Here is a 1,951-nt window from a genome sequence, read left to right as displayed (position 1 = left end):
GTGTCCTACTTCGCTTGATGGGTGACACGCGGTGTTCAGTTGATGGGTAACACTGCCGCCCCCGGTTTGACTTCGGCGCGATGGTTGTTCGTCGCGTGGAGGGCCGGGGCCGATGCTCGTGGAGTTGAGCGTTGTGGAGCAGCGTTATCACGCGGTCATGGAGGTCCTGTCGGCTGGAGCTCAGGTCACCGAGGTCGCTGAACGGTATGGCGTGTCGCGGAAGACGGTCCATGCCTGGATTCGCCGCTATCGGGATGAGGGCCTGGCCGGTCTGGAAGATCGATCGCATCGGCCGCGTGCGCATCCGTGGCAGCTGGATGCCGAGATCGAGGCCCGGGTGTGTGAGTTGCGGCGGGAGCATCCGCGGTGGGGTCCGCGCCGGTTGGGCTTCGAGCTCGAACGGGCCGGGTTGGGTCCGGTGCCGTCGTTGTCGACGATCTATCGGGTTCTCAAGCGCCACGACCTGGTGGAGGGGTCGTTGCGGAAACGCCGTCGGGAGGACTATCGGCGCTGGGAACGCGGCGAGCCGATGCAGTTGTGGCAGATGGACATCATGGGCTCGGTGATGCTGGTCGACGGCACCGAGTGCAAGCTGATCTCCGGCATCGATGATCATTCGCGGTTCTGCGTGATCGCGGCCGTGGTGCCTCGGGCGACGGCGCGGGCGGTGTGCCGGGCACTGGTGACGGCGTTGGAGACCTACGGGGTGCCCGAGGAGATCCTGACCGACAACGGCAAGCAGTTCACCGGGAAGTACGGGCGTCCGCGCCCGTCGGAGGTGCTGTTCGACCGGATCTGCCGGAACAACGGGATCACGCACTTGTTGACCAAGATCCGCTCGCCCACCACGACGGGCAAGGTCGAGCGCTGGCACCGCAGCATCCAGGACGAACTGCTCACCGATGAGGGCCCGTTCGCCGATGTGGAGCATGCCCGGGCTGCGGTGGAGAAATGGCAGCGGGAATACAACACCCAGCGGCCGCATCAGGCGTTGAACATGGCGACCCCGGCCGAGGTGTTCCGACCCGTCTCGGGAGAGAACGGGCTGGCGTTGTGGCGCCCGCCGGAACTCGACACCACTCCCGTTTCCTCGCCGGATGTGGTGGTCGAGGAGGGCCCACCCGAACCTGTCGAGCCCACGGCCGGGTCGGGTGCGGTGGTGGTCGATCGGGTCGTGCCCGCCAGCGGGAATCTGTGGTTGCGGGGCCAGCAGTTCTGGTTCGGACCCGCTCGGGCGGGCAAGCGGGTTCGGATCTGGATTGATACCACCACCGCGCACGTCAGTCTCGACGGCTGGCACTACAAGACCCTGCCCTCGCGGTTATCCAGCCTGGATCTCGACAAACTCCGAGCCGCCGGAGCGCCTACGGCCGGGCCACCGCCGCCGCGTCCCGACGCGCGTGAACTCATCTCGGGTGACCCGGTGGCCATCGACCGGGTGGTGACCGCCTCGGGCACAGTCTCGGTCGCACGACGATCGCTGTCGGTCGGTCAGCAGTGGGCCGGACGCCACGTCACCCTGCGGCTGGACAACGACCTGGCCCAGGTGATCATCGACGGCACGATCGTGCGCACGCTATCGCTGAACCTCTCCCCGTCCCAACGTCTTCGGCTGCAAGGAGCGCGCCCGGCGGGGCCGGCACCCGAGCCCGACCGGCGTCCGGCCCGCATCCAGCGCAAGGTCTCCGCGCGCGGCGCCACGCAGGTCACCGGCCAGACCGTGCAGGTCGGTTACCGCTACGCCGGGCGCGTGGTCACCATCGAGGTCGACGAGACCGTGCTACGCGTGTTCGATGAGGCCGACGAGGCAATCACCACCGTGTCTCGCACGACCACCGCCCCGGTCGTCCGGCACAAGGCGTACGGTCACCGCGTCGAAAGCACGATCAGTCAGGAAGTGTCACCCCTCAACTGACCACGATCCGACACCCATCATCAGAAACTAGGCAGG

General features: G+C 67.2%; 1 protein-coding gene. It reads left to right on the top strand.

Going from position 1 to position 1,951, the window contains the following annotated elements; all coding sequences use genetic code 11:
* The first annotated feature begins 124 nt into the window (after nt 1-124).
* On the top strand, nt 125-1,915 hold the full coding sequence (locus tag BM424_RS28255; protein WP_245776195.1) for an IS481 family transposase: 1,791 nt from the start codon (nt 125-127) through the stop codon (nt 1,913-1,915).
* Nucleotides 1,916-1,951 lie beyond the last annotated feature (36 nt).

The sequence above is a fragment of the Saccharopolyspora flava genome (assembly GCF_900116135.1).
Taxonomy (GTDB): domain Bacteria; phylum Actinomycetota; class Actinomycetes; order Mycobacteriales; family Pseudonocardiaceae; genus Saccharopolyspora; species Saccharopolyspora flava.
Note: the sequence above shows the minus strand (reverse complement) of the source record. Positions and strands in the feature narration are given on the sequence as shown.